The 22784-nt window shown below is 65.6% G+C and carries 23 protein-coding genes and 1 pseudogene; 15 read left to right on the top strand and 9 right to left on the bottom strand.

Features of this window, described 5'->3' with window-relative positions; all coding sequences use genetic code 11:
• Positions 1 to 131: 131 nt before the first annotated feature.
• The gene (locus KRR55_RS07800) at positions 132 to 557 is read right to left on the bottom strand and encodes a VOC family protein (protein WP_217388514.1); all 426 of its coding nucleotides are present in this window, start codon (positions 555 to 557) and stop codon (positions 132 to 134) included.
• 277 nt (positions 558 to 834) lie between these two features.
• Between KRR55_RS07800 and KRR55_RS07805 the strand changes: the two genes are divergently transcribed.
• Entirely contained in the window at positions 835 to 1422 is a 588-nt protein-coding gene (locus tag KRR55_RS07805) for a hypothetical protein (protein ID WP_217388515.1), read from the top strand.
• Between the two features lie 157 nt (positions 1423 to 1579).
• Positions 1580 to 2518, top strand: coding sequence for an HNH endonuclease family protein (locus KRR55_RS07810; protein WP_217388516.1), 939 nt, complete (start codon positions 1580 to 1582; stop codon positions 2516 to 2518).
• Between the two features lie 75 nt (positions 2519 to 2593).
• On the opposite strand, the gene KRR55_RS07815 is transcribed toward KRR55_RS07810, so the two are convergent.
• Positions 2594 to 3553 carry a ribonuclease HI gene (locus KRR55_RS07815; protein ID WP_217388517.1) on the bottom strand — a complete coding sequence of 320 codons (960 nt, stop codon included), beginning with the start codon at positions 3551 to 3553 and terminating at the stop codon, positions 2594 to 2596.
• Between the two features lie 248 nt (positions 3554 to 3801).
• Between KRR55_RS07815 and KRR55_RS07820 the strand changes: the two genes are divergently transcribed.
• Complete coding sequence (locus KRR55_RS07820) at positions 3802 to 4728, top strand: PaaX family transcriptional regulator (RefSeq protein ID WP_254455960.1); 927 nt, start codon at positions 3802 to 3804, stop codon at positions 4726 to 4728.
• Here KRR55_RS07820 and KRR55_RS07825 read toward each other — a convergent pair.
• Positions 4650 to 5417 (bottom strand): alpha/beta hydrolase family protein, encoded by a 768-nt coding sequence (locus KRR55_RS07825; protein WP_217388518.1) that lies wholly within the window; start codon positions 5415 to 5417, stop codon positions 4650 to 4652. The two genes, KRR55_RS07820 and KRR55_RS07825, sit on opposite strands and share 79 nt — an antisense overlap.
• Positions 5418 to 5499: 82 nt before the next feature.
• Entirely contained in the window at positions 5500 to 5985 is a 486-nt protein-coding gene (locus tag KRR55_RS07830) for a cupin domain-containing protein (protein ID WP_217388519.1), read from the bottom strand.
• A 237-nt stretch (positions 5986 to 6222) separates the two neighbouring features.
• On the opposite strand from KRR55_RS07830, the gene KRR55_RS07835 reads away from it, so the two are divergent.
• Both KRR55_RS07835 and KRR55_RS07840 read left to right on the top strand, forming a co-directional pair.
• Positions 6223 to 7266, top strand: a complete 1044-nt coding sequence (locus KRR55_RS07835; protein ID WP_217388520.1) for an MBL fold metallo-hydrolase — start codon at positions 6223 to 6225, stop codon at positions 7264 to 7266.
• Positions 7263 to 8711, top strand: coding sequence for an MFS transporter (locus tag KRR55_RS07840; protein WP_217388521.1), 1449 nt, complete (start codon positions 7263 to 7265; stop codon positions 8709 to 8711). Before KRR55_RS07835 ends, KRR55_RS07840 begins: the two co-directional genes overlap by 4 nt.
• 72 nt (positions 8712 to 8783) lie before the next feature.
• On the opposite strand, the gene KRR55_RS07845 is transcribed toward KRR55_RS07840, so the two are convergent.
• Genes KRR55_RS07845 through KRR55_RS07855 form a run of 3 tightly spaced genes read right to left on the bottom strand, consistent with a single transcriptional unit; the run spans position 8784 to position 11820 of the window.
• Complete coding sequence (locus KRR55_RS07845) at positions 8784 to 9962, bottom strand: FAD-dependent oxidoreductase (RefSeq protein ID WP_217388522.1); 1179 nt, start codon at positions 9960 to 9962, stop codon at positions 8784 to 8786.
• Entirely contained in the window at positions 9959 to 10669 is a 711-nt protein-coding gene (locus KRR55_RS07850; protein ID WP_217388523.1) for a methyltransferase domain-containing protein, read from the bottom strand. The genes KRR55_RS07845 and KRR55_RS07850 overlap by 4 nt, the downstream gene beginning before the upstream one ends.
• Positions 10670 to 10680: 11 nt before the next feature.
• A complete protein-coding gene (locus KRR55_RS07855; RefSeq protein WP_217388524.1) occupies positions 10681 to 11820 on the bottom strand; it encodes a type III polyketide synthase in 1140 nt (379 codons plus the stop codon).
• Positions 11821 to 12388: 568 nt separating this feature from the next.
• Between KRR55_RS07855 and KRR55_RS07860 the strand changes: the two genes are divergently transcribed.
• From KRR55_RS07860 to KRR55_RS07875, 4 genes are all read left to right on the top strand, one after another.
• Positions 12389 to 13066, top strand: coding sequence for a fasciclin domain-containing protein (locus KRR55_RS07860; RefSeq protein ID WP_217388525.1), 678 nt, complete (start codon positions 12389 to 12391; stop codon positions 13064 to 13066).
• 193 nt (positions 13067 to 13259) lie between these two features.
• A complete protein-coding gene (gene sigK / locus KRR55_RS07865) occupies positions 13260 to 13841 on the top strand; it encodes an ECF RNA polymerase sigma factor SigK (RefSeq protein WP_217388526.1) in 582 nt (193 codons plus the stop codon).
• Positions 13841 to 14716, top strand: coding sequence for an anti-sigma factor (locus KRR55_RS07870; protein WP_217388527.1), 876 nt, complete (start codon positions 13841 to 13843; stop codon positions 14714 to 14716). Before sigK ends, KRR55_RS07870 begins: the two co-directional genes overlap by 1 nt.
• A 122-nt stretch (positions 14717 to 14838) precedes the next feature.
• A complete protein-coding gene (locus tag KRR55_RS07875; RefSeq protein ID WP_217388528.1) occupies positions 14839 to 16398 on the top strand; it encodes a molybdopterin-dependent oxidoreductase in 1560 nt (519 codons plus the stop codon).
• A 16-nt stretch (positions 16399 to 16414) separates the two neighbouring features.
• Here the strand turns inward: KRR55_RS07875 and KRR55_RS07880 are convergent.
• Positions 16415 to 16861: pseudogene (locus KRR55_RS07880) on the bottom strand (SRPBCC family protein); the annotation flags it as partial.
• A gap of 239 nt (positions 16862 to 17100) precedes the next feature.
• Between KRR55_RS07880 and KRR55_RS07885 the strand changes: the two are divergent.
• The 6 genes from KRR55_RS07885 to KRR55_RS07910 all read left to right on the top strand — a co-directional run bounded on the left by KRR55_RS07885 (position 17101) and on the right by KRR55_RS07910 (position 21483).
• A complete protein-coding gene (locus tag KRR55_RS07885) occupies positions 17101 to 17820 on the top strand; it encodes a FadR/GntR family transcriptional regulator (protein ID WP_217388530.1) in 720 nt (239 codons plus the stop codon).
• Between the two features lie 72 nt (positions 17821 to 17892).
• A complete protein-coding gene (locus KRR55_RS07890; RefSeq protein ID WP_217388531.1) occupies positions 17893 to 18624 on the top strand; it encodes a cache domain-containing protein in 732 nt (243 codons plus the stop codon).
• 346 nt (positions 18625 to 18970) lie between these two features.
• Positions 18971 to 19135 carry a hypothetical protein gene (locus KRR55_RS07895; protein ID WP_217388532.1) on the top strand — a complete coding sequence of 55 codons (165 nt, stop codon included), beginning with the start codon at positions 18971 to 18973 and terminating at the stop codon, positions 19133 to 19135.
• Between the two features lie 167 nt (positions 19136 to 19302).
• Positions 19303 to 19590, top strand: coding sequence for a hypothetical protein (locus KRR55_RS07900; protein WP_217388533.1), 288 nt, complete (start codon positions 19303 to 19305; stop codon positions 19588 to 19590).
• A gap of 190 nt (positions 19591 to 19780) precedes the next feature.
• Positions 19781 to 20434: a Pr6Pr family membrane protein gene (locus KRR55_RS07905; RefSeq protein ID WP_254455961.1), complete on the top strand. Its 654-nt coding sequence runs from the start codon at positions 19781 to 19783 to the stop codon at positions 20432 to 20434.
• A 368-nt stretch (positions 20435 to 20802) separates the two neighbouring features.
• Positions 20803 to 21483 carry a CE1759 family FMN reductase gene (locus KRR55_RS07910; protein ID WP_217388535.1) on the top strand — a complete coding sequence of 227 codons (681 nt, stop codon included), beginning with the start codon at positions 20803 to 20805 and terminating at the stop codon, positions 21481 to 21483.
• Positions 21484 to 21497: 14 nt separating this feature from the next.
• Here KRR55_RS07910 and KRR55_RS07915 read toward each other — a convergent pair whose 3' ends face one another.
• The gene (locus KRR55_RS07915; RefSeq protein WP_217388536.1) at positions 21498 to 22703 is read right to left on the bottom strand and encodes a MalY/PatB family protein; all 1206 of its coding nucleotides are present in this window, start codon (positions 22701 to 22703) and stop codon (positions 21498 to 21500) included.
• Positions 22704 to 22784: the final 81 nt, after the last annotated feature.

Below are 22784 nucleotides of genomic sequence, written 5' to 3' on the forward strand. Positions count from 1 at the left end.
AAGGACCGCCAAGAGGACCCTCACGCCCTGCATGGTGAATTGCCGAGGCCGTACGGAGCGAAACGGGCCGGAATCTCCATGGCTACGTTTTAGGGCGAACGGGTCAAGGACGTCGCCTTGAGCGGCCACGGTCACTGGATGCAGAACTCGTTGCCTTCCGGGTCGGCCATCACGATGTGCCAGTCGTTGTTTCCTTCGAACACGCCGGTGACCGTTGCGCCGGCTTTGACGCAGCGGTCAACGTGGGCTTGGGCTTCCGCGCGCCCTTCCTCCATCGTCGCGGCCCCCTCGCTGACATTGATGTCCAAGTGCACCCGGTTCTTTGCCGTCTTTCCTTCGGGCACCGGCTGGAAGTACAACCGGGGCCCCTTGCCTTCGGGGTCGGTGACCGCGCCGCGCCATTGGGATTCCGGGATTCCTTGGTCCACGGCGAAATCCGCCCAGCTTGAGAATCCTTCGGGAGGCTCCTGCAGGCTGTAGTTGAGGGCCGTCGCCCAAAAATGCGTCATTGTTTCGATGTCACGGCAATCAAAAGTTACTTGGAATTGATACGGCACGGGGCTGCCTTCCGGTTCGGCTGCGACCCACTATGCCACGCCATGATTGGTCCGTCTGCGGCCTTGTTCCCTGACTCTGGTCGAACCGCTGCCGGGAACGCCTTCCCGGGTCCAATCCCGCAAAGATGAAACGACCTGCCCGTGTCCATCGTTGTGAACGAGTGCGAGCGAGACGTCGGCTGCGTCCGGGTCTCTGTGCTCGGCTCGCCAGTTGGTGGCCAACCGCGTGAGATTCCGCGTTTTGTGTCCTGATCTGTGGTTTGATGGGAAGTTGGACATGAATGACGTGGATGGCCAGGGGTGCCATTCGGACAATGGGGGACACATGAAGGCATTTACTCGTACACTCACCGCCTTGGCTGCGGCTGCTTCGATCGCGTTTTCCGGGGCTGCCGTGGCAGCAGCCGCGCCTGTGGCACCGGCCCAGGCGATCGCTGTCGTTGCCGCCAAGAAGGCGCCGGCAATCACGATCAACAAGATCGCCAACAAGACGGTCAAAGGGTCGAACAAGGCCACCATCAAGCCGTCGGTCAAGGCGGCCAGGGGGGTCAAGGTCACCTCAAAGGTATTGACCGTTAAGCAGGGGAAGAAGACCGTTGCCAAGAACAAAGCGTCGGTCGCGCTGAAGGCCGGGACCTACAAGGTGACGACCCAGGTGAACTACAAGGTCGGCAAAAAGAAGCTCTCGACGTCCAAGACACAAACCCTGGTCATCAAGAAGGCATGGTCGACGGCCGCGCCCAAAAAGGTCTCACCAGGTGCCTTCTGCGCCAAGGCGGACAAGGGCAAGAAGGGCATCGGCAAGAAGAACGGCAAGATCTACACTTGCAAGACCGGTTCCGACCCCCGCCTGCGCTGGCGCTAGACAGGTACGCAACATCCTGAGCGCCCGTCGCGATTCAGGCCCGAAATGGCTCAGGGTCGTGGATGTGACGTGTGTGGCGCGCAGGCAAACTGTGGGCCACTCGTGTTTCTATGTGACTTCGGCGTTTTGCCTTGTCGATTCATCCTGAAAGAGCGTTTTGAAGCATCTGATTTCCCTTGTTGTCTCGGTCCTGATCGTGACCGGGGCGTTGGTGGCGGATCCCGGCACGCAGGCCGGCATAGCACCGTCCACCGGCGACAGCCCCCTGTGGTCGAGCGACGCCTCGGCGTCCGTTGGCAGCGCGAAGGTCGCGCCCGGTGCCAAACTCAATGGACCCGGAGCGGTGTCGGTCCTGAACTCCCTGCCTGTCAAGGGCAAGGCGCCGGCCACCGGCTACGACCGGAACAAAAAGTTCGGGAATGGCTGGAAGGACTTCAACGGAAACAAGTGCGACGAGCGCCAGGACACGCTCAAACGCGACTTGTCGGCCGTGAAGTACAAGGACGCGAAGAAATGCCAACTTGCCTCCGGCGTCTTGGCCGACGCGTACACCGGGACCCGAATCAAGTGGAAGGTGAACAGCGGATCCGTTGACATTGACCATGTGGTGGCGCTGAAGAATGCCTGGGTTTCCGGCGGCCAGCAGCTGTCCCAGAAACAGCGCCAGGGCCTGGCCAACGACCCGTTGAACCTCATGGCCTCACAGGCTTCGGCCAACCGTTCCAAGGGTGATTCCAACGCCGCCGAATGGCTGCCGACCAACAAGGCGTTTCGCTGCCAGTACGTGGCCACGCAGATCAGCGTCAAGAAAAAGTACGCACTGTCGGTGACGGCGGCCGAAAAGAACGCGATGAAGCGCGTGCTCACGACGTGCCCGAAGCAAAAGGCCGCCGCAGTGGCTCCCGTCAAGTCTCTGGCCAAGACTCCCGCCGCGCAAACCAAGAAGCCGACGTCCTCCGCGCCCAGACCCAAACAGGTATCGCCCGGTTCATACTGCGCGAAGGCCGACAAGGGAGCGACAGGCATTGGCAGAACGAACGGCAAGAGCTACACCTGCAAGACCAGCAACTCGGACACGCGCCTCCGTTGGCGCTAGCCCGGCCCGCAGCACCCGGACAACTGCAGGTCATGGAACTAGGCTGAATCGGCTGTCTGGCTCCATCGGGCCATGCTATTGGGCTTGAAAGAACCGCCCGGTGCGCAAGGGCAGCACCTTGCCCAGATCGACGCCCTCGTCGGCGATCTGCAGCAGCAGGCGCTGCCGTTCGCCCGAGGAAATGTTCGCGGCCGAGCATCGCCTGGCCACCAATGCCAACCTGTCGGCCAGCTCATTCATGGGATCACCCGAATGCGCCTTGACCCAGTCATAGCGCACCGTGGAGCGGGAGAGCAGCTCATGGATCTTGTGCACTATCGACCTGGCCTCGGTGGACCTGGTCCGTGCATGGCTCATGGGATTGTTGAGCAGGTCAATGGCCATGAGCGAGTCCGAGCGAATGCGGAACCTGACCTTCCCGGCGAACAGCTCCTCGCGGTACCTGCTGGCATCCAGCAGCGCGTAGTAAATGGAGTTGAGTTCGCCCTGCAGGATTTCCTTGCCGGTGGCAGCGAAGGCGTTGATTGTGGGCGGCGTACCCCGCCCGTAATCCAGGACCCAGCCATGGCCCATCAGCGGGCTGTGCCAACTTCGCGAGGCATCGGTGGTGATCGTCAGCTCGGAGTAGAAATCCTCGATGCGATCCTGGAGCAGGGCCATGGCGGCCCGCGCCCCGGCAAGGGGCCGGAACTGTTCCGAGACCTCGAACCCCAGCTGCCCCAGCGCCTCGGGCAAACGGATATGTCCCTCGAGCAACACGTTGTCGCAGTACACGGATTCCGACGCGTTGCAGCGCACCGCGCGAATGGCCTTGTCGAGGTGGGACAGCAGGACACCGAGCCGGTGCCCGGATTCGTGAACGGGCAGGACGCCGCATCGTTGCCCGACGACCTGGAACGAGACGGTGCGAACCACTGCCCAGAACAGGATCTGGTTGTGGTGCCGCACCTCCACGGTGACCCCGGAGCGTTCGGTGACGGTCTGGACCGCAGGAATGAACCGCGCGGAGGGAGGCGTCGGGCGTGGTGCCTGCATGGTCTCCTCCTCGATTCGGGGATCGGCCGGTCCTGCTTGCGGAACATCCGATGTCCCAAAGCTACCTAAAATACCGTCCCGTGGGGATAGCCAACTGGCATCCATTCGTGAAGCCGCCGGCCTGGACGCGGAAATTGCGCTCCTCGCCTCCTGCGGGCCGGCGACCCGCCCGGCGTCGTCCAGCTGTCACCTGGCCAGGTGGCGCACCCAGGTGAGCCTAGGATGGATGTGTCAACGAGGAACTCTAGATGAAGCGGGTCCGCACAGGCATGGAAACACGGCCGTCCAAGCTGCAGCACCAGCAGCTGATCGTCACCCTCTTCGGGCTCTATGGCCGCGCGGCGGACGGTACCTTCCCGGTGGCCGTGCTGGTTGACATGCTCGGCGCCTTGGGGATCGAGCCGCCGGCAGTGCGCTCGACGGTGTCCCGGCTCAAGCGCAACGGGGTGCTGGTCAGCCGCCCTGACACCCGCGCCGCCAGCTACAGCCTTTCGGCGGGAGTGCTCGATGCCTTTGAAGAGGGCGACCAGCGCATCTATGCCCCGGAACGGTCGCACCCCAACGATCCCTGGTCGTTGGTCATATTTTCCGTGCCCGAAGCCCAGCGCAACCGCCGGTACGAGTTGCGGACGGAACTGAACAGCCTGGGCTTCGGCGCGGTGGGCGCCGGCGTCGCCATCGCCCCGAGCAATGTCCTCCCGCAGGCCATGGCGCGGCTCAAGGACCGGGGGCTTGACCGCTACGTCGAGTACTTCAGCGCCGACTACCTGAGCCAGGAAGACATCAGGGCCAAGATCCCGCTGTGGTGGGACCTGCAGGAGCTCGACGAGCAGTACCGCGACTTCCTTGCCCTCTATGGAACCGCCGAGGCCCAATGGTCAGCACGGCTTTCAGCGGCCGGCGGGGCCATGGAGCCCGCCGGCGAGCTTGCCGGGGAGGCCTTCGCCTTCTACGTCCCCATGCTCACGCTCTGGCGCCGTTTCCCCTATCGGGACCCGAACCTGCCGTTGGAATTCCTTCCGGACGGCTGGAAGGCGCCTGCGGCCAAGCATGCGTTCTGGGCCCTTGACGCGCTGCTTGCCCCCGTGGCCAGGACCTATGCGCTTTCGCTCCTGGGTGCGCGGGGTTCGGGCCCGAATGCGTTGGCCATCCAGGACAGCGCCCCGGCCCAGTGAACGGCTGAGGGGTCGATGGCCTCGAGGTGGCCCAGCGCGGCGAATTCGCGCAGCCGGACCGGTGAGCCCTGCGACTGCGCGGTGGCCATGAAGGATCGTGAATGCCCGATCGGCACGCGGTTGTCATTGACCCCGTGCAGGATCAACGTCGGCGTGGCGCCCAGCGGTTGCCGGACGGGGGATGCAGCCTCGTAGGTCTCCGGTGCCTGGGCGGGGGACGTGCCGAAATATTCGGCCGCCGCCCCGTCTCCCAGGTCCTCCAGGTAGGTTCGTTTCACGTCGGTGACCGGGGCCAGTGCCACGACGCCGTTGGCCAGCCGGGCGGTGAGCAACGCCAGCTGCCCGCCCACCGAATGGCCCACCGAGACCAGTGGCCCCGGGATGCTTTCCCTTCGCATCATGGCATTGAGGCTGCCCAGCGCCGCCGCGGTGTCCCGGAGCGGGTCGGGCCACGGGCCGCCGGCCCCGCGCCGGTATTCGATGTTGGCGGTGATCCACCCCTCGGCGCGCAGCGATGCGGCGAGCGGTTCCATCAGCGAAGCGGTGAGGTGCGAGCGCCAATAGCCCCCGTGGACCAGCGCGGCGATGCCGCGCGGTTCCGTGCCGGGCGCGGGGCGGGAAAGCACGAGGTGCTGGGCCTCGTCGGGGCCGTAGGACAGGATCCCGGACAACGGGGCGGTGCTGGTCATGGCGTTGGCTCCTTGGCGGGAACGATGGATGGGCAGTGCGAGCCGCCGAAGCGGCCAACACTGCCCTCGACTTTAGCGGTGGCTAGGCCCCGGGGACGGCTCCCGGCGGCAGGAAGTTGACGTCGCGCAGGGCCGAAAGCCGGACGACTTCCTCCGGATCGGAGACGTTGTGCAGCTCGTCGAAGAGCGTGGAGAGCTGTCCCGACGGGCTGACCCAGAAGAGGGACTTTCCGGGTGTCTCGTGCTTGTTGTAGTAGGCGTGGGGCAGGCCCATGGGCATGCGCACGGTGTCACCCGGTCCGGCGGTGGTCCACTCGCCGTCGAGGTAGAGGGTGTAGACGCCCTCCATGATGAAGATGTGCTCGTCCTGGGTCGGGTGCACATGCGGGGGCACCCCGGTGCCGGCCGGATCCAGGGAGAGCCAGGCGAACGAGGAAGAGCTTTCGACCTTGGACAGATAGGTGTGGCCCAGCACGTTCCAGGTCTTGTTTCCCATGGCCTCGCTGGCCAGGGTGATGCCCTTGGGCAGATCGCCGAGAATGATTTCCTGGCCCTGTTGGATTTCCATTGCAGCTCCTTGTCGTGTGCTTCCTTGGTGGACCCAGCATGGCAGAGAAACCCCTTGGTATGCAATAGGTATTGCGATCGCAAGTTCTGGTGCATATGATGTGGATCACGCTTGGGGGCGTGCGCTGCTGCGAGGCCAACATGCGGCGTGCTTGAACCAATCACCAAACCGGGCAAGAACCGACAGCCCTTCACAATGAAGCGAGGCGCCAGCGTGAGTACCAAGAAATTTAGCGGCATGAGTGTGCATACCCTGGGAACGGGAGGTGGGCCGATCGTCTCAAGTTCGAGAGCCGGCACCAGCACCGCGGTCCGGGTCGACGATGCCACCTACGTCTTCGATGCCGGGATGGGCAGCATCCGCAATTACCGGTCGCACTGCGAGTGGGGACAGCTGCGCGGCATCTTCCTCACCCACCACCACTCCGACCACATCTACGACCTGGGTTCCTTCCTGGTCACCGGCTGGCAGGTGCCCGGCGAGTCCTTCGCCGCGCCGATCGAGGTCTTCGGCCCCGGCAAGCCCGCCCGCATCCCGGCACTCGATGCGGACCACGCCCGCGACATCGACGCCCGCGTGGGCAAACGCGAAATGACCTCGACCACCGAGATCGTCGACGCCCTGCTCGATACGGTCTTCGCCTCCGACATCGCCATCCGCATGGCCGACGAGGGGCGCGGGGAGCCGCATGAATGGGTGCGCGGGCACGACATCGAGATCCCCGCGGCCGCGGGTGCCGACCCGGTGGCCAACAGGCACCCGGTGATGGAGCCGTTCGAGATCTACCGCGACGAGCTCGTGGTCGTTTCGGCCATCCTGGTCGACCACCGGCTGTGCTTCCCGGCCTTCGGGTTCCGCATCGACTCGCGCCACGGCTCGGTCGTGATCTCGGGGGACACCGCATACTCGGAAAACTGCATCCGGCTCGCCCGGGGCGCCGACCTGCTGCTGCACGAGGTCATCGACCTGCCCTCCATCCTGGCGACCTTCCCCGATGGTCCCACCCGCGAGGGGATCGAGGTCCACCTGCGCGAATCGCACACGCCCTTTGCCGACGTGGGCAAGGTCGCCGCCGCGGCCGGGGTCAAGGCGCTGGTGCTCCACCACATCGTTCCCAACACCCCGGGCACCGCCGACCTGGCGGCAATGGACGAGGCGGTCCGCCGGGACTTCGCCGGCACCGTGCACATTGCCGAGGACAACGACGTCTTCTTCCCCCGGGATCCCGGAACCAATAGTGTTGAAACCGCAGGACTTGAAAGCATCGGAGCAGGCGCATGAGCACCTCGGAGCACGTCCAGCCGCACACCCTTCGTGCGGCCGTCAAATACGGGAAAATGAATCGCCGGGCATGGATTGTCACGTCCCTGCTGGTCGTCTTCCAGATCATCAACTTCGCTGACAAGGCGGTGCTGGGCCTCGTTGCCGACTCGGCCATCAAGGAACTCGGCCTCACCGCGGGCCAGTTCGGACTCATCGGCAGCGCATTCTTCTTCCTCTTTGCCATCGCCGCGGTGGCCGTGGGCTTCCTTGCCGGCAAGGTCTCCACCCGCTGGATCCTGCTGACCATGGGCATCAGCTGGGCCGTGCTGCAGTTCCCGATGCTGTTCGGGGGCGGCGCCGCGGTCCTCCTGGTCACCCGCATCCTGCTCGGCGGGGCCGAGGGCCCGGCAACCCCCATTTCCCTGCAGCACGTCCACGGCTGGTTTCCGGCCAAGGAGCGCGGCTTCCCCTCCAGCATCATTGCCATTGGCTCCACGCTCGGACCCATCATCGCTGCCCCCATCCTGGCCGGCATCATCGCCCACCCGGCACTCGGCTGGCGTTGGGCCTTCGGGTTCCTCGGCATCGTGGGCCTGCTCTGGAGCGTTGTCTGGTTCCTCGTCGGGCGCGACGGACCCTACAGCCACACCACCGGGAAAAGGGCCGCCGCGGAGGCGGAGCCGGTGGAGGCAGCGGCGCCCCGGGAGCAGCCGGCCGCCGGAAAGCCAAGCGCAAGCATCACCGAACGTGCCGACCTCCTCAAGCTCGTCCCCATCCGCCGGGTGCTGGGCTCGAGGATGTTCCTGGCCGCGGTCCTGGCCGGCGCCGGCTGCTTCTGGGCCCAGGGCTTCCTGACCACCTGGTCGCCGAAGTACCTCGGCTCGGTGGTTGCCCTCTCGCCCGAGATGATCGGGCTGGTCTCGACCTTCCCGTGGGTCATCGGGGCGCTGGCGCTGCTGGTGCTGGGATACACCTCGCGGTACCTGATGCGCCGCGGCGTCACGGTGCGCTGGGCCATGGGCGCCCTGTTCGGCGCGTCCCTGCTGGCCTCGGGCATCTGCTTCACCGTGCTGCCGCACCTGCACGGCTATGCCGCGGTGACGGCGCTGACCCTCGGTGCCGGATTGGCGATGATCTACCCACTGGCCCCCACCGCCATCGCGTTCTGCGTCGCCTCCAAGCAGCGCGCGGCCATCATGGCCACGCTGACCGGGCTGGCCTCGGTCGGCGGCGTCATCGCCCCGGCCATGGTCGGATCGCTCATGGACCGCGCCGGGTACGTGCCCGGGCCCAAGGGCGTGCGCGACAGCGTCGAAATGGCCTCGTTGCTGGCCCAGGGCATGAACTCCTCGTTCTCCATGATCGGGATCTACCTCATCGTCGTGGGCGTCATCTGCGTCCTGTTGCTGAACCCCGACCGCACCGCCGAGCGGCTGCAGACCCGGTTCGCCTTCAACGGATAGCCCGGGCCAGACGCGGGAACCCCGCGCGGGGCGCGGGGAAGGAATCTTCCTTCCCCGCGCCCCGCGCGTTTTTCATCCGGGGCCTTCCCCGGCCGGCCACCCTCCGCTTCCCGGGCCGGTCATGGTGAACGTGGCCGCGACGGCGGCGGAGAACCTGTCGGAGGCAAAGAGCGCATGCGCCAGCGCATCCCGGGCGGCCGCCGCCGGTCCACCCAGGGGGCGGCCCAGCGCCATGTTCACCCGGGCCTGCCGGGCGGCGCGCCGGGCAGCGGCCAGCCGCCGGCGGGAGACGCCGGCGAGCTGCTCCTCGATCCGCTCCCGGGGCAGCCTCCCGCCCAGCGCCGCATCCAGGACCGGGGCCAGCTCGGCGGCGTCGAGCAGGCCCAGCGTCATGCCCTGGCCCCCGATGGGGCTGACCTCGTGGGCGGCATCGCCGATCAGGAGAAGGTTCGGGTGGTTCATGGATCCCACGGCAAAATTCGCCGTCCCGAATTCGCTGAGCATGGTGTTTTCGCCTCCCTCCACCCGGTGGCCGGTCCGCTGCGCGATGAGCTCGGGCAGGGACGCGGTCCCCGAGTCCCGGAGCCGGGCGACCCAGCGCCGCCGGTTCCCCGGCAGCGGAAACGACTCGGTGATCCCGTGCCCGTGCAGGAACAACACCGCGACCGGCCCGAGGCCGGTGCGATCCGGGTAGTCGCCCATGAGGTAGCGATCGGGCAGGTCCCGGCCGCGGAACGGGAGCCGGGCGGCCCGCCGCACCGCCGAGCGGGTGCCGTCCGCCCCGACGACGAAGCGGCACCGAAGCCGCGTTCTCCCGCCGCCGGCTTCGTCGGCCTCGACGTCGTGGAACCCCGGGTGCGCGGCGAACGCGGTGAATTCGTGGCCGACCAGCAGCGCCGAGGGATCCAGGGCTTCCAGCCGTTCGCGCAGCAGGGCGACGGTCTGGTTTTGCGGCAGCGACAGGACGAAGCGGTGCCCGGCGGGGATGGAACCGAACCCCAGTTCCGCCACCACCCGCCCCCGGGAAATGCCCACCCCGCGGGTGATCGGCACCCCGGCTTCGAGCGCCGCGGCGCCGACGCCGAGGCGGTCCAGGACCGCAAGTCCCGGAGGATGGATCCCGATGGCCCGCGAATGCTCCCCGATGGCGGTGCGGGACTCGAGCACGCGCACGCTGCGGCCGGCCTCCAGCAGCAGGATCGCCAGTGCCATCCCGCTGGGTCCGGCCCCGACCACGACGACGTCGATCATCTGTCCGCCGAATGTTCCCCGTGCCAGATGGCCAGGTTGCGGTACAGCCCCGCGGCGTGCGCATGCCAGCCGGGCGGCAGCACCCGGGCGAGTTCGTCGCGGGTGAAACTGCGCCTGATGGAGGTGAGCCCGTCGCGCCTGATGAACGAGCTGCCGGCCAAGGGCAGGGTGGCCAGCCCGAAGAACAGCAACGCGCTGCTGCGGCGCCGGATGTCGCTGTGGATTGCCAGCGAGCGGGCCAGCCGCCGGCTGTCGGCGAAAATGCCTGCAAGCGCGGGCGGGTCCAGGTGGTGCAGGACGTGGTTGGAGATGACCACGTCGAACACCTCGCCCCCGGCCACCAGGTCGGCACTTGCGGCCCGCCGGAATTCCAGCTCGCCGGGGCCGAACCCGGCTGCCGCGCCGGCCCGGGAGGCGAAGTCGTGGGCACGCGGGTCCGGGTCGATGCCCGTCACCTTGACCTTGTAGCCGTCGGCCCGCGCCCAGCGCAGCAGCGCCAGGGCGATGTCCCCGCCGCCGCAGCCGATGTCCAGGATCGTGGCGGTCCGCCCGCGGGGCAGCGCGGGGCGCACCAGGTGCAGGTACACGTCCCGCCAGCCGGACACGCAGCGGTTCACCAGCGGGAACTGCGCGTACGTCCGCTCCAGCAGCACGGGGTCGGCATCGGGCCTGTCCATCTGCTCGACTGCCGCGATGTCCCGTTGCATGGCCGCCGCGCTCAGCCCCGCCGGCCGGAAACCAGGGTCATCAGGGAAGTCTCGACGGTCAGGCCGGGGCCGAAGGCCATGGAACACACGCGCTCGCCGGTGGCTGATGCGCGTCCGAGGTGCTCGTCCATGATGTCCTTGAGCACGAACATCACCGTGGCGCTGGACATGTTCCCGTAGTCGTTGAGGATCCGGCGCGCGGGCATCAATTGGCCGTCCCCCAGCCCGAGGCGTTTTTGCACGCGGTCAAGGATGGCCCTGCCCCCGGGGTGGATGCCCCAGTGCGGGATCTGCGCATAGTCCGCGCCCAGGGTGTCGTCGCGGGCCAGCAACGGTTCCAGGGCGCCGACGATATGTTCGTCGATGATGTGGGGGACATAGGTCCCCAGAACCATTTCAAACCCCTCGTCGCCGATGTTCCAGGCCATGGCCTCCTCGCCCACCGGGGTCAGCACCGTCTCGAAGTGGTCAAGCCGCAGGCCGGGCCCGGGGTGGGGGCGGGCCGTGACAATGGCGGCGGCGGCCCCGTCGGCAAAGAGCGCCGATCCCATGATGGTGTCGGGGTCGTTGGAGCTGCGTACGTGGATGGAACACAATTCGGCGCAAACGACCAGCACCACGGCCTCCGGATCGGCCTCGCAAAAGCTCTTGGCGGCCCGCAGGGCCGGGAATGCGGCGTAGCATCCCATGAACCCCAGGTGGTAGCGCTGGGTTGCCGGACTCAACCCCAGCGCCCTGACCAGCTGGTAGTCGGGCCCGGGGTTGTAGAAGCCGGTGCAGGACACCGTGATCACGTGGGTGATGTCGCCCGGTCCAAGATCGGCGCAGGCATCCAGGGCCTTTTGCGCCGAATCAATATAGAGCCCGGGGGCGGTGGCCGCAAAGACTTCGTTGCGTTCCCTGGTGCTGGGCCGCAGCAAAAGCCCGGAGTCGGCGTCGAAGAAGAGCGGGTTCTCGGCCACCGTTTCGGTGGTGAACTCGGTGACCGCGGTGTGCCGGGTCGATATTTGGGCCGAATCAAACGACGTGTTGATCAGGCGCTGGCCCAGCCGGGTCAGGCCGGGTTGGGCGCCAAAGACGTCACGGGCCTTGTCCTGGTACAGGATGGTGGGCGGGACTGCTGTTTGGATGGTTCTCATCATCACCGGCATAGTGCCGAGCCTATGGCCCGATGCCCCCGCGGTAAAGGGTGTTGCGCATCGCCCCGGGCCGGCCAAGCCCGGCGGCGCCCCCGGCGGAAAGGGTCGAAAAAATTGCTGGCATCCTCTCGACCGCAGGAGTATCGTCTTTATGTGGGGAGACCAACCGCGGTCGTAAGTGATCCCCGACCCCAGGGTGAGAGGTAATTGATGCCAGACAAATCACCACATAGACACGAACACAAGAAGCCTGCAGGCAAGTCGATCAAGGCGCGACGCGCGGAGAAGCGCTCGAAGAACGCACCTGAGACAGAGACCGAGCAGGTAACCCACATCAAGAAACACTGAGCAACTTGATGATTGGAGATGGTTTCGCGGAAGCGGGGAAGAACAGACATCTTCCCCGCTTCTTCCATGTCCGGCGCAGGACCCGATCGCGGCCGGTTTCCGGCCCAAAAAGTTTCTTGGCATGTTTCCAATCCGTTTGCGGACCGGCACCGAATGCTCCATGACAGCCCGAACCAACAGTGGTCGGGACGGCGCGGAGGCCAAGGGGCCGACGCCAAGCAAGGAGCATGACATGAAGCGCATGAACAGCAAGTTTGCCGCAGCACTCGGACTGATTGCAGTTGCCACCGTGGGCCTGACCGCTTGCTCGGCGGGCACCGGTGCCAGCGAATCGATGGCACCGTCCTCCTCGGCCGCCTCCTCCAGCAGCGCGGCGGCCCCGAGCAGCTCGGCCGCGGCCATGGACCCGGCAGCCAACCTCGTGGGCTCCGGTTGCGCCGCCTACGCCGAGGCCGTCCCGAGCGGCGAGGGTTCGGTTGCCGGAATGGCGAAGGATCCGGTGGCGGTTGCGGCCTCGAACAACCCGCTGCTCAAGACCCTCACCGCGGCGGTGTCCGGCAAGCTCAACCCGAAGGTCGACCTGGTTGACACGCTCAACGGCGGCGAGTTCACCGTGTTCGCGCCTGTTGACGAGGCCTTCGCCGCCATCCCGGAAAAGGATCTCAACGCGGTGGTCGCCGACGCCGATACGTTGAGCACCATCCTGACGTACCACGTGATTCCGGGCCAGATCGCCCCGAGCGACATCGCCGGCAGCCACACCACCGTCGAAGGACAGGACGTGAAGGTCACCGGCAGCGGCGACAAGCTCATGGTCAACGGCGCATCGGTGATCTGCGGAGGCGTCCAGACCGCCAATGCAACCGTCTACCTGGTGGACACCGTGCTGATGCCCCCGGCCAAGAAGTAACAGCAGCGCCTCGCACTGCGGCAGGTCAACCCACCAGGGGGTTGGCAACCGGTGGAACGTTCCATCGGTTGCCGGCCCCCTGCGGTTTACTTGCCCCGGTCGGAAGCTTCGGCGGGCAGGGAACCTGGATTCCTGCCCGCCGCACCAGAAAGGATGAAGGACGGGGCCTGGAATGCATGAGACGCTTTATCGCATGAGCTCACACCTACCCGGTGGCACGGACCAAACTTCCGCCCCCACCACCGAAGAACTGATGCTCGGGATCGCCACAGGTGACGAGAACGCCTTTGAGGAACTCTACGACCGTCTCTCGCCCCAGGTCTTCGGCCTGATCCGGCGCATCCTGAAGGACCAGGCACAAAGCGAGGAAGTCACCCAGGAGGTGTTCGTCGAAGCCTGGCAGCAGGCGGCGCGCTATGACGCAGCCCGCGGCAAGGCGATCACCTGGCTGCTGACCTTGGCGCACCGCCGGGCGGTTGACAGGGTCCGCGCCAGCCAGGCCAGCAAGGACCGCGACCTGCGCGAAGGCATCAAGGACTTCCAGGCGAGCTACGATGACGTTGAGGAAACGGCCATCGCCCACGATGAGGGACAGCGCGTCACCCGGGCGCTGGAAAAGCTCAGCGCAAACCAACGCGATGCGATCCAACTGGCTTATTTTGGCGGCTATACACACCTTGAAGTCGCCGAGTTGCTCAAGATCCCGGTGGGAACGGCAAAGACACGAATACGCGACGGAATGAACAAACTTCGAGACCTGATGGGAGTGGCGTGATGGACAAGGACAAGAACGAGCTGACCGGCAGCTTCGCCCTGAACGCACTGGGCGACGCGGAACGCGAGGAACTCCTCCGCCATGCCGAAACCTCCGAAGAGGTCCGCAGGGAAGTGGATGCACTGCAGGAAACGGCTGCGCTTCTGGGCCTCTCCGCCGCCCCCGCGGCCCCGCCGGCCAGGGTCAAGGCCAGCATCATGGCCTCCATCCGCAACACCCCGCAGCTGCCGCCGGCCGTCTCAGCGCAGGACGTTCCGTCCGAGGCAACGCCTGGGTCCACCGCAGCGCAGGAGCCCTCGGTGTCCGTTGCTTCCGGGCACGGAAGCGAGGACGCCGCGGAACCCCCGGCCACAGCCGACCCGGTTCCCGGGAGGGCCGCGTCGCCGGCCCTCCCGGCGAAGTCAAGCCAACGGATGTTTGCCCTGGCGGCCAGCGTGCTGTTGGTGGCCGCCGGCGTGCTGAGCGGCGTGGTGGTCAACCAGAACGCACAGCAGCAAAAACTCGAGGAACAGTTGGCCGCGCTGACCACCCAGCAGTCCGAGTTGACCCGCATCCTGACAGCTTCTGACGCCCAGTCCAAGAGCCAGAAACTGGACGACGGGGCAACCGTCACCCTTGCCTATTCAGCATCGGAGGGCAAGATGGCGGTGACCACCGCCGGCCTGCCTGCCCTGCCCAGCGACAAGGGCTACGAACTCTGGTTGATCTCCGGCACCGGGGCAGTACCCGCAGGAATGGTCGACGGGTCACAGGCAGATGGCATGGTCATGGTTACCGGGGCGATGGAGGGCGTGACGCACTTCGGCATCACGGTGGAACCGGCCTCCGGTTCCCCGGCACCCACCACCGAGCCGATCCTCGTCCAGGAGCTTTAGGCTCCCGGGTGAAAAGCCGGTCTCCATCCAATCCGCTGGTGGTAGCGTTCCGAATACGTAGTGGTTAGTCGTTCCCCGCAGTCGCGGGGAGGAGGAATCACAACGTACGGGTGGGTGAAATCATGAACAAGTTAACAGCGAAAAGGCTGCGGGACCTGGGCGCCTTCGGGCTCGCGGGATTCGCGTCGGCTGCCGTGCTCTTTTCCGTGGCTCAATTTGTGTCGGCCTTTTTCGCCACATCTTCGGCACCCTTGGTGGCCATGGGTTCGGTGTTCATCGACCTGACGCCGCCATGGCTCAAGGACTTCGCCATTGCCGCCTTCGGCACCAATGACAAACTGGCACTCTTCATTTCCATCGGCGCGATAGCAGCCATCGCCGCGGTGCTGCTGGGGATCCTGGCCAGGCGCAGCTTTGCCTCGGCGGCCACCTGCATCGTCATCCTCGCCGTGGCAATCGGAGCGGCCGTGCTTTCCCGGCCGGCCACCGGACCGGTGGACGTGACCCCCATCATCTTGGGGGCGGTCGCAGGCCTGGCCGCGCTGCGGTGGCTCACGACCCTTGCCGGAAAGGCGCGGCCGACCGCGCCGGAAGCGGTTCCGTCCTCCGGCGCCTCGCGCCGGAACTTCCTCCTGGCCACGGCCGTGACGCTGGTGGGCGCCGCCGTGGCCACCGGTGTCGGCAAGTCCTTGGCAACGGCACGAAACCTCGCGGATGCGGCACGTTCGTCGCTGGGACTTCCAGCGGCCAAGGTGACGGCGAAGGCACCCCCGGCGGAGGCACAGGTCGATCTGGCGGGCATGCCCCGGTTCATAACGCCAAACAAGGATTTCTACCGGATCGACACGGCACTTTCGGTGCCGCGCATCAATCCGTCCGAGTGGTCATTGCGGGTCCACGGCATGGTGGAGAAGGAATTCACCATGGGCTTCGAGGAGCTGCTGGCCGAAGACCTGGTGGAAAGCTACCTGACCCTGACCTGTGTTTCGAACCCCGTCGGCGGCCAGCTGGTGGGCAACGCAAAGTGGCTGGGCTACCCGCTGCGCCTCCTCTTGGAGCGGGCGGTGCCCCAGGACGGCGCGGACATGGTGCTGTCGACCTCGATTGACGGCTTCAGCGCCTCCACTCCGCTGGAGGTCCTCACCGACGACCGCATGGCGCTGCTGGCGGTCGGCATGAACGGGGAACCCCTGCCGCTCGAGCACGGATTCCCGGTCCGCATGGTGGTTCCCGGTCTCTATGGATATGTCTCGGCCACCAAGTGGGTCGTGGACCTGGAGGTCACCCGTTTCGCGGACAAGGTCGCCTACTGGACCACGCGTGGATGGTCGGATCGCGGGCCCATCAAGCTCTCCTCGCGGGTGGACGTGCCGCGGTCCTTCGCCAGTGTTCCGTCCGGAAAAGTTGTCATGGGCGGAACCGCCTGGGCGCAGACCCGAGGCATCTCCAAGGTCCAGGTGCAAATCGACGACGGTGAGTGGATGGACGCGGAACTGGGTGCCGAGGCCTCCGTGGACACCTGGCGCCAGTGGCGCTACGAATGGGACGGCGGATCCACCGGAAACCACGTGGTCAGCGTCCGTGCCTTTGACGGGCAAGGGGAAATGCAAACCAGCGAGAAGGCCGACCCCGTTCCCGACGGGGCCAGCGGCTGGCAGCGCGTCCAGTTCTCCGTTGAATAGGCCGCCGCTCGCCTGACTAGGTGTACATGAGCGAGCCCGGGGTGGTCAGTCGCTCGCCGGTCTCCAGCCAGGTCTTCATGCCGGAGAGGATCATGGGCCAGCCGCCGTATAGCTGCTGGTTTGCGTCGTCCCGGAGCCGGTCATGGGTGACCGTCAGCAGGCATGAATCCTCGATCTGGCTGATTTCGTAGGTTATCCGGGACTCGCCTTCGGCCTTCACCTCGTCGTCCCACAGCGCGGTCATGCTCATCACGAGCCTGCGGGGAGCGTCGACCTCCAAGACGGTTCCCTCGCCCAGCGGTCCCTGGGCATTGGGGTTTTGGGTGGCGTAAACGGACCCGGGTGTCCAGTCGGTGACGAAGGTGTTCCCAAAGTAGTAGACGGCCGTTTGCTCAGCGTCTGTCAGCGCCGCCCAGATCCTTTCCGGCGTGGACTTGATGTAGAACTCATAGATCTTTTCCATGTGCACAGGGTAGTCCCGATCCGCGGGGGCGTCCGGGTGCCGCAGTTACTTTCCTGAACACGGTCCGGCAGGAGAGCCAAGCCCCGGCCGTCCCGTTTCCCCGTTTCAGGTGCAGCTGGACGGTCGGCGTCTTGGCCGTGGCCGTGGGTTGGTCGCACGAAGCCATTTCTTGTCGTGAGAAGATCTTGAAGGCAGGTCGGGTGATGCCCACCCCCCCCGCTTTTGAAAGGATGGTGAGCATGCCTCGCGATTCTTCACCGTATCAACGCCAGCTCACCTCCGTGTTCGCATCCCTTGGTGAGCAAGGACGAGCCAAGCGCGTTGAAGACCGCATTGTCTCGGGCATTGCCGCAGGGATCCTGCTCGATGGTGACAGGCTTCCCAGCGAGGCCGAACTGGCGTCCTCCCTCGGAGTTGCCACCATGACCGCGCGCGAAGCCCTAGTTTCCCTGCGGTCCATGGGGTTGGTGAAGACCACCCGTGGCCGTGAAGGCGGAACGTTCATCACGCTGTCCGATGGCGATCGATGCGGCCTCCTGCAAGACCGACTGGGGTCCATGAGTCGGGTGGAACTACGCGACCTGGCAATCCACTACGCAGCCATCGCCTCCACCGCGGCAGAGCTTGCGGCAGGTGCCGCCGACGAGCGAGATGTCGGCAGCCTGCGCCGGCTTCTGGAAAGCCGGAGCGCGGGCAGCGGCACGGGCGGGTCCGTGGTCGGTGAGTTCCTGCTCGAGCTCGCCGCACTAAGCCAGTCGGCGAGGCTCACCCGTGAGCACGTCAGGCTGCACACGGATTTCGGTTCGCTGCTGGCCTTGGCCCACGCGGATCCCGCGTTCGATGCCCGGATGATCGGCCTGTGCGGTGACATCCTTGAAGCGATCCGGCACGGATCCGGCCCTGGCGCGAAAGCTGGTCAACGACTATGTCAGGGACGGCGTCATCTGGCTCATCGCTGACCAGGCCCGGGTCCGGATGCGGATCGAGAAGCAAGAGAGAACAAGGCCCGAAAGCCCCGTGCGGAGGATCTCATGACCGAAAACAATGCCACCGGCAACGGCGCCGACGTGTCCTATTTCTTCGAGTCCCTGCTGCTTGACCTGAATGCATGGGCGGAGCAGATAGGCAGGATTTTTGAATCCCGGGATGAAGCCCCCGGGCCACGGGAACTCGATGCGGCTTTCCATCCGCTGGTCGACCAGTTCCTGGACCGGGAGACCCATCCATTGGTCGGCGCGGGATTCGTCGCCGCCCGCGATGCACTTGCCGGGGCCCCCTGGCATATGGCCTGGTGGCAGGGCGAAGCCAAGGAACGACTGCTCAGGCTGACCATGGAATCGGCGGGCGAGACCTATTCGCGACGGGAGTGGTTTACCGTACCCATGGATACCGGTGAGGGACATATCGCCGGACCGTACGTCGATTTCCTCTGCACCGATGAATACACGTTGACGTTCACCGTCCCGGTGACGGCGAAAGGGAACATCGTCGGTGTTGCCGGTGCCGACGTCTTGGTCGAGACCATCGAGCTGCTGCTCGTTGACCGACTCCGCGACATTGACCGGCGCGCCGCGCTGGTCAATGTCAATGGCCGCGTCGTCGTTTCGGCCGATCCGCAGCTGGCCGCCGGGAAGCTGCTGGTTCGTGGCTGGCAGGATTCACGGGATTCCACCCTGCCTGTTGCCGGTGGCGACCTTGGCTTTGACAAGGTTCTGCTCAGTCGCTGCGGAACGTTGCCGCTAGCCATCGCGGTGCCTGCCTGAACCCGGGTCCGTGGCATTTGAAACCGCTAGAAACAGCGGCGAATTCGGCGTAGTCTCAGGAGTAGGCGGAAGAACCGTAGATCGGAAGGCCGCCCAAGGGAATGCGGAGACTGCACATGGATAATGCACACAGCACGGTGCCGACGGCTGGCTTGCTCTAGGCAGGCAATGTGCGTCTCCTGCACGGGCATTCCAAGCGCGCAGTGACCTTGTAAAACCATTCTCCTTCGCGCGGCCCCCCTCATTGGCGGCAAGCCCTCAGTGGACGGGAACATCGGCAACCCCTGGCACCCGGAACCACGACCCTAAAATCATTGCCATTGCTTCGGCGACTAAGGAGCGCGTGATGAGCAAAGACACCAACGTCCAGCCAGACCTCGATGTCGAGGCCGACGACACCGTGGAGACAAGACCACGGAAACCATCCCCGGACGAGCTGCCCGATGGTTCAGGCAACGACGCGCACAGGCATCTCGATTCGGATGCAGAAGGCCGCTTCGACGCCGGGTAGGATCGGCAATTCGCCGGGCACCGACTCCGAACCATGGAGTGCCGGAGCCAAGCACGATCGAGGTGGCCGCGGGCCGGGTTGAGGGCCCGGGAGCCACCGGGTGGCGTGTGGGCACGCAGCCCCGCTAGAAACTTCAGGTCAAACACATTCGAAGGATGTGAATAGTCATGACACAGGATGCACATATTCCAGCACCGCGCGAGGAACCCAAGGCAAAGCTGAGGGTGTCGAGGATTCACCACGCCAACGGGTTGTTGATCGGTGGCGGATTGACCGCACTGCTCTTCTTGCTGTTTATCATCACCGGCGGCGTCACGCTGGGAACAGTGATCAGCCCGCTGTGGATTGGGTTCATCATCGGTGTCCTGGTCGCGCTTCTTGGGGCCTTCCGCATGGTTCGCGGCCCCGAAGCATTCGGCCTGGGCGACACGGAACACAAACACCCGGCCGCGTAAAACAACACGGGTGAAATCACGGAGGCCATCGTCTTGCCGCCCCCAGGGCAGACGGTGGCCTCCGTGTGCGCAGCGGACAGAAAAACATTCGTCGTATCGCCAAGGTGTCTTGGCCGTGGTGTAGGCACGCAGCCGATTAGGCTGAGGACCAGTACCAAGAAAGGGACCTGCACCTGATATGAGACGTGTCTTGGCCTACTTGCTGCGCATTGGCGGTTGCATTGCCATCGTTGCGGCCGTGGTCGCCCAATTGCAACAAAGCATCAAAAACGAAGGTTCGGGCCAGGGCGAAGTGGATTTTGTCATCCAGAATTTCTTCTCGTTCTTCACCATTGAATCCAATGTCTTGGCCGCGATTGTCTTGTTTGTGGGCATCTTTACGCTGTCTTCGAGGAGCGAGCCCCGCGGGTGGAGCATGATCCGGGCCTCGGTCGCCACCTATATGGCCACCACCGGCGTGGTCTACAACCTGTTGCTGCGGGGCATTGAACTGCCGCAAGGCACCACCGTTCCCTGGTCCAACGAGATTCTTCATGTCATTGCGCCCGCGATCATGGCGCTGGATTGGCTCATCGCGCCGGGACGCCGACCGCTGCACGCCAAGGTGCTGTGGGGGATTGTGGCCTTTCCCATTCTCTGGGCCGGCTATACCCTGGCCCGCGGTGTCATGGTGCTTGACCCGCGTACCGACCTGCCCTGGTATCCCTATCCCTTTCTGGACCCAAACACGAGTGCAAACGGATATTTCTCTGTCGGCTTCTACGTGGCACTCATCGCCATGGTCATCGGCGTCGTCGGCGCCGGGATCTTGTGGCTTAGCCGCGTGCGACGCCGCACCCCGTAATACCGGCATACCGGCCTGCGATAGCCTGGGGGCTTGGAAACCCCGGGAGTCCGGCGGTAGCCGCAAAGGCTGGTTGGACGGAGTGGAATGCGCGATCGCGTGATCTGGGTGGTTGTAGCAATGGTGCTTGCCGCCATGGGGATTTCGCTTTGGTCCGATGCCCCTGTCGCCGCGGTGGGCGCCTGTGCGGCCGCGGCGTACTCCTTAGTTTCGGCCATCCGGGGCCATTGCCTTGGGGGCACCTGCATACCGCCTGCTGCGGGCGAGGGAGACACGCAAAAAAATCAAGAGGCCGACCGGGAATGAATTGGCGACCCTTGGGGTTTTACATGCAAAGACATGTATTTCACTAGAGGGAGCAACACACCATGAGCCAAAACATCGTAGTCATCTCCGGCGGACTGGGCACGCCATCGACCTCCGGCCTGCTGGGTCGCCAACTCGGCGAATCCGCCGTCAGGGAACTTGCCGCCATGGGCATCCAGGCCGACCTTACGGTGTTGGAGCTGCGCGACTATGCCGCCGACATCACCAACAACCTGCTCACCGGCTACGCGCCGCCGCGCCTGGCCGAGGCCATCGAATCGGTTCGCAACGCCGGCGGACTGATCGCCGTCTCCCCGGTCTTCACCGCATCGGTCTCCGGGCTCTTCAAGTCCTTCATCGATGTCCTTGACCCCACCTCGCTCGATGACAAGCCGATGATCCTGGCGGCCACGGGCGGAAGCGCACGGCACAACCTGGTCGTTGACTACGCGATGCGTCCGATATTCGCCTACCTGCGCGCCCGGATCATGCCCACTTCGATCTTTGCCTCACCCGAGGACTGGGGAGCCGACCAGGGTCACGGTGCCCTGGCCGAACGCGAGCGCCGGGCCGGAATCGAACTGGCCCAGGCCATCGCCGGACCCAACGGGGCCGCTGCGCAGACCCAGGACCTCGGCGATACGCGCTCCATTGCCCCGCGCGTGAGCGAAACCGCGAACCCGCGGGACAACATGACCTCCCTGCCCTTCGAGCAGCTGCTGGCCAACATCCAGCAGGGCTAGGCGCGCGCCGGTGGCTATTGGGCAAACTCCGGATCGGTGACGTCCTTGTTGTCGCAGCCGTCGACAGCCGCCCCCATGCGGTGGATCATCCCGCCCAGGACCGGCTGCGGGGTGGCGAAGTTCAGCCGCACGAAGCCCTTCCCGCCGCTTCCGCAGGCGGTCCCGTTGATCAGTGCGACCTGGGCCTCCTTGAGGAAAAACTGGGCGGGTCCCGGGTCCAGGGCCAGGCGGGAGACATCCAGCCAGGCGAGGTACGTGCCCTGTGGGGGACGGTAGCGCACCTGTGGCAGGTGTTCCTTGATGATGTCGGAGAGCAGCATCCGGGAGTCGTCGAGGTAGCCGATGACCCCGTCGAGCCAGCCGGTGCCCGTGCGGTACGCGGCGGTGGTCGCCGCCAGCCCCACGTTGGCCGCGCCATGTTCGGGGACCCCGCCCACCCGCTCCCACACGGTCCGGTCCGCGTCGTTGGTCAGGATGAGCTGGGCGCACTTGAGCCCGGGCAGGTTGAAGGCCTTCGTGGCGGCAACGGCCGTCACGGAGTGGGCCGCGGCCGCGGGCGAAACCGTGGCGTAGGGAAGGTGCGAGGCGCCGTCGAACACCAGGGGCGAATGGACCTCGTCGGCGAAGACCCTCGAGCCGGTGGCCTCGACCAGTTCGGAAATCGCCAGTAGTTCCCCGCGTGAATAGACCTTGCCGATGGGGTTGTGCGGATTCACCAGGACCAGCAGCGCGCCGCCGGCCAACGCCTGCCCCAGGGCGCTCCAGTCGATCTCCCATCCGGTGTCGGATTCAACCATGGCCACCTGGATGGAGTCGCGCCCAAAGCGCTCCGCCGTGGCGATGAAGGGCATGTAAGCGGGGGTGAGCAGCACCAGCGGAGCGTCGCGGCGGTGCCCTGGGGAGAAATGCATGATGGCCGCATCCAGGGCCGCCGCCACCGACCCCGTGGGCCGCACCCGGTCGGGGTCGACCTTCCACTCAAACCTGTTGTCCAGCCAAGCCGCGGTCGCCTGCTGCATGTCGTTGACCAATGGCGTCGGCGCGTAGCCGATCAGGCCGTTGGCCAGGGTTTCCTGCGCCGCCGCAATGACGCCCGGGGCGGTCCCGAAATCCATTTCCGCCACCCATGCACCCAGCGATCCGCGGTATTCGGACCACTTCAGGGAGCCTGTCCGGCGCAATTGATCGACGGTCAGCAGGTCGAAGGGGTGGGCACTCATCTAGCCAGCTTAGACTCGTTCGGCAACGAAAGCCCCTGCGGTTTTTCATTTCTTCTGCCCAAGGCGCAGGTTCTTCGGTAG

This window comes from Paeniglutamicibacter quisquiliarum (assembly GCF_019084045.1).
In the GTDB taxonomy this organism is placed as follows: domain Bacteria; phylum Actinomycetota; class Actinomycetes; order Actinomycetales; family Micrococcaceae; genus Paeniglutamicibacter; species Paeniglutamicibacter quisquiliarum.

Bases quoted from the DNA above. Each gene is read 5' to 3' on its own strand.
- KRR55_RS07805 (WP_217388515.1), top strand. From the start codon at position 835: ATGAATGACGTGGATGGCCAGGGGTGCCATTCGGACAATGGGGGACAC.
- KRR55_RS07815 (WP_217388517.1), bottom strand. From the start codon at position 3,553: ATGCAGGCACCACGCCCGACGCCTCCCTCCGCGCGGTTCATTCCTGCG.
- KRR55_RS07820 (WP_254455960.1), top strand. From the start codon at position 3,802: ATGAAGCGGGTCCGCACAGGCATGGAAACACGGCCGTCCAAGCTGCAG.
- KRR55_RS07825 (WP_217388518.1), bottom strand. From the start codon at position 5,417: ATGACCAGCACCGCCCCGTTGTCCGGGATCCTGTCCTACGGCCCCGAC.
- KRR55_RS07830 (WP_217388519.1), bottom strand. From the start codon at position 5,985: ATGGAAATCCAACAGGGCCAGGAAATCATTCTCGGCGATCTGCCCAAG.
- KRR55_RS07835 (WP_217388520.1), top strand. From the start codon at position 6,223: ATGAGTGTGCATACCCTGGGAACGGGAGGTGGGCCGATCGTCTCAAGT.
- KRR55_RS07840 (WP_217388521.1), top strand. From the start codon at position 7,263: ATGAGCACCTCGGAGCACGTCCAGCCGCACACCCTTCGTGCGGCCGTC.
- KRR55_RS07845 (WP_217388522.1), bottom strand. From the start codon at position 9,962: ATGATCGACGTCGTCGTGGTCGGGGCCGGACCCAGCGGGATGGCACTG.
- KRR55_RS07850 (WP_217388523.1), bottom strand. From the start codon at position 10,669: ATGCAACGGGACATCGCGGCAGTCGAGCAGATGGACAGGCCCGATGCC.
- KRR55_RS07855 (WP_217388524.1), bottom strand. From the start codon at position 11,820: ATGCCGGTGATGATGAGAACCATCCAAACAGCAGTCCCGCCCACCATC.
- KRR55_RS07860 (WP_217388525.1), top strand. From the start codon at position 12,389: ATGAAGCGCATGAACAGCAAGTTTGCCGCAGCACTCGGACTGATTGCA.
- sigK (WP_217388526.1), top strand. From the start codon at position 13,260: ATGAGCTCACACCTACCCGGTGGCACGGACCAAACTTCCGCCCCCACC.
- KRR55_RS07870 (WP_217388527.1), top strand. From the start codon at position 13,841: ATGGACAAGGACAAGAACGAGCTGACCGGCAGCTTCGCCCTGAACGCA.
- KRR55_RS07875 (WP_217388528.1), top strand. From the start codon at position 14,839: ATGAACAAGTTAACAGCGAAAAGGCTGCGGGACCTGGGCGCCTTCGGG.
- KRR55_RS07885 (WP_217388530.1), top strand. From the start codon at position 17,101: ATGCCTCGCGATTCTTCACCGTATCAACGCCAGCTCACCTCCGTGTTC.
- KRR55_RS07890 (WP_217388531.1), top strand. From the start codon at position 17,893: ATGACCGAAAACAATGCCACCGGCAACGGCGCCGACGTGTCCTATTTC.
- KRR55_RS07895 (WP_217388532.1), top strand. From the start codon at position 18,971: ATGAGCAAAGACACCAACGTCCAGCCAGACCTCGATGTCGAGGCCGAC.
- KRR55_RS07900 (WP_217388533.1), top strand. From the start codon at position 19,303: ATGACACAGGATGCACATATTCCAGCACCGCGCGAGGAACCCAAGGCA.
- KRR55_RS07910 (WP_217388535.1), top strand. From the start codon at position 20,803: ATGAGCCAAAACATCGTAGTCATCTCCGGCGGACTGGGCACGCCATCG.
- KRR55_RS07915 (WP_217388536.1), bottom strand. From the start codon at position 22,703: ATGAGTGCCCACCCCTTCGACCTGCTGACCGTCGATCAATTGCGCCGG.